Genomic DNA, 8,123 nt, shown 5'->3' with positions numbered 1-8,123 from the left:
GAGATGGCCAAAGTAGCGGCGAGCGAACTGGTCGGAGCCTAAACCATAGGGGTGTAAGCGGTATGGCGTTGCCTGTATGGGGTTGAAGGACCGTTTGTAGGATGCATACTCATCCTGGTCAGGTAAGAAACCGAGTTAGTAGCAAAAGAGTCTGGGAAGGCACACCATAGAGGGTTACAGTCCCGTATGCGAAACTAACTTGGCCTGGCGAAACGGCACCTGAGTAGAACGGGGCACGAGAAACCCTGTTTGAATCTGGGGAGACCACTCTCCAAGGCTAAATACGAGATAGTCACCGATAGCGAATAGTACCGTGAGGGAAAGGTGAAAAGAACCCCGGGAGGGGAGTGAAAGAGAACCTGAAACCGTAAACTTACAAGCGGTCAGAGCTGGTCTTCGGACTGGTGATGGCGTGCCTTTTGTAGAATGAGCCTGCGAGTTACGGTAGGAAGCGAGGTTAAGGTATTGAAGTACCGAAGCCGGAGGGAAACCGAGTCTGAAAAGGGCGAAATTAGTTTCCTGCCGTAGACGCGAAGCCAAGTGATCTACTTATGGCCAGGTTGAAGCTTGAGTAAAATCAAGTGGAGGACCGAACCCTAGTCTGTTAAAAAAGGCAGGGATGAGCTGTGAGTCGGAGTGAAAGGCTAAACAAACTTGGAGATAGCTCGTTTTCACCGAAATAGCTTTAGGGCTAGCCTTGCAGGAGTGTACCGGAGGTAAAGCACTGGATGGGCTAGGGGGTGTCACAGCCTACCAAACCCAACCAAACTCTGAATGCCGGTATATGCTCTGCAGGAGTCAGTCTACGGGTGATAAGATTCGTGGACAAGAGGGGAAGAGCCCAGACCGTTAGCTAAGGTCCCTAAACTGTGCTCAGTGGGAAAGGAAGTGTAGCGGCGAAGACAGCCAGGAGGTTGGCTTAGAAGCAGCCACTCCTTTAAAGAGTGCGTAATAGCTCACTGGTCGAGTCGCTATGCGCTGATAATGTAACGGGGCTAAGCACAGTACCGAAGCTACGGATTGTATGAAAGTACAGTGGTAGGTGAACGTTCCCGAGGCTGAAGAAGGTGTTCCGAGAGGATAGCTGGAGGCAAGGGAAGTGAGAATGCAGGCATGAGTAACGAAAAGGGAGGTGAGATTCCTCCCCGCCGAAAGCCCGAGGTTTCCTAAGTAAAGGTCGTCTGCTTAGGGTTAGTCGGCTCCTAAGGCGAGGCCGAAAGGCGTAGTCGATGGGAAACTGGTTAATATTCCAGTACCTCGTATAGTTTCGAAGGGATGACGCATGAGGCGAGTTCAGGCCGGGCGAATGGTTGCCCCGGTTTAAGCATCCGAGCCGGTGATTGTGGTAGGCAAATCCGCCGCAAGAGGTAAGGTGTGAAGACGAGTGGAGCTACGGCGAAGCGAAGCTGAATAAGTCACGGTGCCAAGAAATAATCTCTAAGGTTAGGCTATATGAGACCGTACCGAAAACCGACACAGGTGGGCGGGAAGAATATTCTAAGGCGCGCGAGAGAACCCACGTTAAGGAACTCGGCAAATTGCATACGTAACTTCGGGATAAGTATGGCCGACACTTTAACGTTCACGTTGAAGAAGGTCGCAGAGAATCGGCCCAAGCGACTGTTTACCAAAAACACAGGTCTCTGCAAAATTGTAAAATGAAGTATAGGGACTGACACCTGCCCGGTGCCGGAAGGTTAAGAGGAGCTGTTAGCGTAAGCGAAGCAGTGAATTGAAGCCCCGGTAAACGGCGGCCGTAACTATAACGGTCCTAAGGTAGCGAAATTCCTTGTCGGGTAAGTTCCGACCCGCACGAATGGTGTAACGACTTGGGCGCTGTCTCAACGTGGGACTCGGTGAAATTGGAGTAAGGGTGAAGATACCCTTTACCCGTGGTTAGACGGAAAGACCCCGTGAACCTTTACTGCAGCTTGGCATTGAGACTTGGTCAGACATGTGTAGGATAGGTGGGAAACTGAGAAGTCTGTACGCTAGTATGGATGGAGTTGTTGGTGAAATACCACCCTTGTCTGATTAGGTTTCTAACTGTGGCCCTGAAGCGGGTCAGAGGACAATGTCAGGTGGGCAGTTTGACTGGGGCGGTCGCCTCCTAAAGAGTAACGGAGGCGCGCGAAGGTTCCCTTGCGCTGGTTGGAAATCAGCGTGTAAGTGTAAAGGCAGAAGGGAGCTTGACTGCGAGACAAACAAGTCGAGCAGGTACGAAAGTAGGTCTTAGTGATCTGGCCGTGGCGAGTGGAAGCGCGGTCACTTAACGGACAAAAGGTACTCCGGGGATAACAGGCTGATTTTGCCCAAGAGTTCATATCGACGGCAAAGTTTGGCACCTCGATGTCGGCTCATCGCATCCTGGGGCTGGAGCAGGTCCCAAGGGTATGGCTGTTCGCCATTTAAAGCGGTACGTGAGCTGGGTTCAGAACGTCGCGAGACAGTTCGGTCCCTATCTGCCACGGGCGTGGGATGCTTGAGAGGATCTGCTTTTAGTACGAGAGGACCGAAGTGGACGAACCGCTGGTGTACCAGTTATCCTGCCAAGGGTACGTGCTGGGTAGCTACGTTCGGACGGGATAACCGCTGAAGGCATCTAAGTGGGAAGCCCCCCTCAAGATGAGGCATCACACCATCAAAAGATGGCTGAAGGGCCCTGGAAGAATACCAGGTTGATAGGTTGGAGGTCTAAGTGCAGGAATGTATGCAGCCGACCAATACTAATCGCCCGTGAGGCTTGACCATATTTTCCGGTGCTGTCAGCTTCTGACAGCCGCGAGGAAGGCATGGCACATCGTCAGCACAGGGGCCAAACGGCCCGGATGCGCAGGATTGTTTTAACCAACAGGCCATACCCGGTAAGAAACGGGGATGGGTCTGATGCTAGCTTTCAAACTCTAACAATGCAAAGTAATTTTGCCTGGTGATAATAGCGAGGAGGTTCCACCCGTTCCCATACCGAACACGGAAGTTAAGCTCCTCTGCGCCGATGGTACTGTACCGCGAAGGTACGGGAGAGTAGGTCGTCGCCAGGCTTTTTTTATGCCCGGGTGAAAACCTGGGTGTCCATGTGATGAGATCTAATGTGGGGGTTCTGGATGCTATTTTAGTTGCAGATTTTTGGTGTTGAGGTAGAATTGGGAGACAACACAGCATCGGGGGGTAACATTGGAGGGGGCGAGTTATATCTGGGGGAATGGATATGTAGTCCTGATTACTACATTGGGGGTTACCGTATTTCTTTTGGCAAATATGGTAGGCTTGTATTGGATTGGGAAGGTTTTTAGGGTTCGCAATGCGTTGATGATGGCGATGGTGGCATTGCCAGTGTTGGCTCTGGGTCTGACTATGGGGTTCCCGATTATCTATACAGTGGTTCTGAGTTTTGGAAATATGGACTTGTTCCATTTTAAGGATCCAACCTTTTCGTTTCAGCAATTCGCTGTGAATATAAGAGATGTCTTTACCCGTCCGATAATTCGTACTGAGGGATTGTGGATAATTCTTGCTAGGACATTTTTATGGACTGGTGTACAGACATCGCTTCAGGTTGTATTCGGGTTTCTTTTGGCCTTGTGCTTAAATGCGCCTATACGATTTAAAAGAATCTTTCAGAGCATACTGATCCTTCCGTGGGCAATTCCTTCCACCATTAGTTTGATGACACTACGGATGGAGTTTCATCCACAATTTGGTTTTATAAATGGTCTGATAGAAACGATTTTTGGGCCCGGAACAGGGCCTCCTTGGTGGAGTAATGGGTTTTGGAATTTTGTTTCCATGAATCTTGTTAATCTCTGGTTGGGTGTGCCTTTTATGATGGTACTGATTCTTGGAGCTCTTCAGGGAGTTGACCGGCAGAGTTTAGAAGCTGCTGAAATTGACGGGGCTGGGAGGGTGCGTCGGCTCTTTGAAATCACCATACCCTTGATTTCACCGACCCTGATACCGGCTGTAATCATGTCTGCTATCTATAGTTTTAATAATTTCGGGGTTCCCTATTTTATGAATCCCCAAGAGTTAGAAACCAGTCAGCTGCTGAGTTTGGCGATTTTTAGAACGGCGAGATACTTAAATAGATACAGTTTTTCCTCTGCCTTGGCATTGGTAAACACCGGGATTTTAATGGTAATGGTGTTTTTCTGGGTACGGCGCAGCGGGGTGCTGAGGGATATTCGATCATGAAGCGCTATCCATGGCCATTGCTGGTATTGATTTATAGTGTCTTGATTGGGGCGGCTGGGATTGTTTTGTATCCGGTTCTACGGGTGGTGAGCACGAGTGTGCGGCCCTTCGATAAGATTTTGACAACAGGATTGGGTTTGATTCCCCAGGATGCGACCCTGGATAATTATAAACGGATTTTTACTTCCGAACCATTTCTCTTGTGGATTTCTAATAGCCTGCTTGTGACGGGGGTGACGGCTTACCTGAGTGTGTCTATTGCTGCCATTTCAGCCTATGCTCTGACAAGATGGCGGTTTCCTATGCGAAGGTTAATCTTGCTGAGCATTTTTTTTGTCCAGCTGATCCCCGGTTCGGTGATGTTGGTTCCAACCTACCTGATGGTAATGAAGCTAAACCTTGTGAATACCTATGCAGGGCTTCTGCTTTCATACGCGGTAGGGACTGTTCCGTTTAGTATTTGGTTGCTCCGGGGGTATTTTAGCGGAATTGATGTGAGTGCTGAGGAAGCTGCTATGATTGATGGTGCAGGGCCGATACGAATATTTTATTCAATATTGCTGCCTCAAGCCATGCCGGTGATTGGGGTTGTTTTTATTTTATCGGTAATGGCGGGGTGGAGTGAGTATATTTTAGCCCGAATGGTGTTGGTTGATCAGACCTTGTATACCTGGCCCTTGGGATTAAATCGTTTCTCAAGCCAGTATCAAACCTTATGGGGGGTGTATTCTGCATCCTCAGTGGTAATTTCTATTCCTGCGGTCTTGGTGTTTCTCTGGGTCGCGCCACAATTGCATCGGGGCTTATCTTCGGGATTGAAGTCTTAGGTGTGGAGCTGGAGCGGACAGCATGCTATCTGCTGAGATTCTGGTTTCCTGCTGCCCAGTAGCGGCGGATGCCCAGGAGAACTTCGCTCGTCCTGAGAAGTAGCACAACGAGGCAGATGGCGGAGAATACAATGAGCGCTGCTATGGGGAGCCAATCACCCCAGGATAGATAGAGGGTCTGAAGGGTGGCTTCCGGAACAGTTGGATTCTCCAGGGTAACCGATAGGGTTCCTTCGGTGTAGAAGCCGATGGATGGTTCAAGTAGCTGACCGGTATAATCGATGACGCCGGAAAGACCGCTGGTAGTGGCCCGGACCATGGGAGTGCGGGTTTCGATGCTTCGGAAGCTGGCGTGGATGGTGTGTTGCATGGACTGAACCGGAGTGAGGCTCCAATAGTCGTTACTTAATACAAGTATAAGGTCCGCGCCTTTTCGGACAAATTGACGGATATGATCCGGAAAGGTGTCTTCAAAACAGATTGGCGTGGCTACCGACCAATCATCCATACTGTGCAGCTGGTAGTCCGTTCCGGGGCTTAGATGATGGGGGTGAAAGGGGAGGAAAAGGGGGGTGAGCAGGCTCCAGATGCTGTCTGTTGGAATATGCTCTGTAATCGGCACGAGCTTTATTTTATGGTATTGGCTAAGGATCTTTCCCTCCGGGTTCAGATACAGGGCTGTATTATGTGCCTCCGGGCCGGTGGTTGTTGCCCCTGAGAGAAGATACTGATTAGGCAGGTAACTGGGGGGCGGGGACCCGCCGGTTTGGGCGGATTGGGTGGGGACGCCGGGGGGGATGGCTCCTTCCGGCCAAACGATGACGCTATGTGCCGGGGCTGTTGCGCTGAGGTTTGATAATCTTGAAAGGGTGTGTTGGGTACTATGCTTTCTGGGGTCTGTGTTTTGCTGTATCAGGTATAACGATAGGGATGAATCAGGTTCTGAGGGCTGCAGAGTTGAATCCCCCTGCCCGATATGGATGGTATCGCCCAGAGGTTCAAAGGTGGCGAGTCGTATCTGGCCGTAGATGAGGGTGCATACAAGCAGGACTGTTATGGTAAGGATGGGTAGTCGACGCCGGGCCGTGATGGGGATGTGGGGGAGGTTTGCCCAGGGTGTTTTCCGCGTGGGGTAGGGCAACAGTACATGGGCGATAACAGCATTGAATAAGACTACCAGGAAGCTGATTCCCCAGATCCCCGTCAGATCTGCCAGTTGGGTGATCCGGGGGAAGAGGTATTGGCTCACCCCGATGTAACCCCAGGGGTAGCCGGCAAATCCGAGACTTCTGATGTAGTCGAATACAACCCAGGAGAGGGGAAGCAGTATCCAGTCATGCCGTCCGAGAACCCTGGGGGAATACACCAGGTTCCGCAAGCCGCCTAAAATCACCATATATATGAAGAAGCCGAAGGCTGTGGCTACGGCGGAGAGGGGGAGGGCGATGATACCGAAGGTGCTGTGCCAATAATTAATCATAATTCCCTGCATAACGCCGAAAAGGGTTCCGTAGAACACTGTTTGGGTGAAGGAGCTGGTTTTGATTACCCAGAAGAGTGGGATCAGGGCGATCCAGGCTATGAGCGGAAGGCCGCTGAGGCTGGATTCCGAAGGGAAGGCAAGGCTGTAGAGTAGGGCGGAAAGGATGGTGAGGGGAAGCCGGTATCCGGAAACGGCGATCCAGAGGGGTCGTAAACCGGCAACCTGGCTTGTATAGCTACGGTTGATTCGAACCAACCAGTTATCCAGGTGGGAAAACCCGGATGGGGAGCCGCTGAGAAATCCAAACAATGTGTTACCGAGGTTCGATTTGGGGAGCCGTTTTCTTCGCGGTGTGGAGGGCCCGGGTTGTTTGCGGCTCTGGAAAAACCATAGCCTGGGCAGGATTCGCGGGCTGAGCCTGGGCAGTAAGTAGGCGAGGGTATTCAGGAGGAGCAGGGGACCGAAGCGTAAGAGGGCTTCGGTCTGGGCCTCTGTTACTGTCTTACCGATTCGGAAACTGGACTCGAGGGTAATAAATCGTCTTACGTAATCCATGTTGGCGTTGAGGGCATAAATCCAGGCAAAGAGCAGAAGAATTCCCCCGAATCCTAGGAGCACTTCCACTAAAACACCGCTGTCCGTAATCTTTGTACGGATACGGTGCCGGACGGTGGTAATGGCTTGTTCTGGGGTTGGGACGGAGGTTGCGGAGGGTTTCGAGGACGGTGTGCTAAGGGAGCCGGCGCGCCAGAAGGCAGCTGAGCCGAGTCCTTCCAGGGTTGGGGGAGGGTCCATGCGAAGCCGGCGTGCCCTCCAACCCAGGGTTGGGGTGGTGAGTCTGCTGCGTAATAAATCTACCGGACTTGTATCGAAGTACTGGCTGGTCCGTAGACGCCAAGCGGCGTAGATTTGGCCGAGGAAAAAGAGAAGGATGAGCCAGTCGAATAGGGTGAGGCCTCCTGGGGACTGTATGAGCTGGGGCATCTGGGAACGGATTTGCCTGGGTAAATCGTAGTAGCCAGGGGAAGAAAGGGTGAGGGTTTTGACCGCTTCCCCTAATATGCTGTTCCAAAGGATTATAGTAGCGCGGTAGTACTCCGTGTTCGGCTCGGTGTCCAGAGTAAGGGATACGACCCGTTCGATGCCCTGGTCCTTTGCATGGGCGAGGTAATCACCATGGGTAACAACAAGATCGGTATGATCCTGCTTCATGGTGATCTGCTCTGCTGCCATACGCGGGGTTGTGATCAGGAAGGAGCCGCTGGCAGCTAGACCTTCTTGGATGGCCGCCTCCGATTCCTGGAGCGGCAGGGCTGCCGTACTCCGACTGCTGGCCGGAGTAATGAGAATAGCGGGTTTACTGTTAAAGGCGATTGGACCGAAAAAACAGAAAAAAAGCTCCACCAGGGTAATAGTGACAGCTGCGTAGAAGTAGAGGCGTTTCATCCTGAAAGTGTACGGCGGGGATTCAGCCTTGGCAAGCTAGAAGTTGCTTGCACCGGGGACGGAGGGTGGGTGGGCCGGGGTGTCTCGTTACAGCCAATGTAGAAAGTGGTTCCTGCCATGGGCATTCTGGTAGGGGGCGGGCTCTAAAAAAAGCAGGAGACAGGTCCGGGGAGTTG

The 8,123-nt window shown here is 51.7% G+C and carries 3 protein-coding genes and 2 rRNA genes; 4 read left to right on the top strand and 1 reads right to left on the bottom strand.

Annotated elements, in window-relative coordinates:
* The 4 genes from DC28_RS04420 to DC28_RS04405 all read left to right on the top strand — a co-directional run.
* Positions 1 to 2,751 (top strand): 23S ribosomal RNA (locus DC28_RS04420); the annotation flags it as partial.
* A gap of 174 nt (positions 2,752 to 2,925) precedes the next feature.
* Positions 2,926 to 3,041: ribosomal RNA gene (gene rrf, locus DC28_RS04415) — 5S ribosomal RNA — on the top strand.
* 217 nt (positions 3,042 to 3,258) lie between these two features.
* Positions 3,259 to 4,191 (top strand): carbohydrate ABC transporter permease, encoded by a 933-nt coding sequence (locus tag DC28_RS04410; protein ID WP_238565762.1) that lies wholly within the window; start codon positions 3,259 to 3,261, stop codon positions 4,189 to 4,191.
* Entirely contained in the window at positions 4,188 to 5,018 is an 831-nt protein-coding gene (locus DC28_RS04405) for a sugar ABC transporter permease (RefSeq protein WP_052078452.1), read from the top strand. Before DC28_RS04410 ends, DC28_RS04405 begins: the two co-directional genes overlap by 4 nt.
* A gap of 25 nt (positions 5,019 to 5,043) precedes the next feature.
* On the opposite strand, the gene lnt is transcribed toward DC28_RS04405, so the two are convergent.
* Positions 5,044 to 7,947, bottom strand: a complete 2,904-nt coding sequence (gene lnt / locus DC28_RS04400) for an apolipoprotein N-acyltransferase (protein WP_037546309.1) — start codon at positions 7,945 to 7,947, stop codon at positions 5,044 to 5,046.
* Positions 7,948 to 8,123: the final 176 nt, after the last annotated feature.

This window comes from Spirochaeta lutea (genome assembly GCF_000758165.1).
GTDB classification, from domain to species: Bacteria; Spirochaetota; Spirochaetia; order DSM-27196; family Salinispiraceae; genus Spirochaeta_D; species Spirochaeta_D lutea.
Note: the sequence above shows the minus strand (reverse complement) of the source record. Positions and strands in the feature narration are given on the sequence as shown.

Coding starts and splice junctions, on each gene's coding strand:
- DC28_RS04405 (WP_052078452.1), top strand. CDS start 4,188: ATGAAGCGCTATCCATGGCCATTGCTGGTATTGATTTATAGTGTCTTG.
- lnt (WP_037546309.1), bottom strand. CDS start 7,947: ATGAAACGCCTCTACTTCTACGCAGCTGTCACTATTACCCTGGTGGAG.
- DC28_RS04410 (WP_238565762.1), top strand. CDS start 3,259: ATGGTAGGCTTGTATTGGATTGGGAAGGTTTTTAGGGTTCGCAATGCG.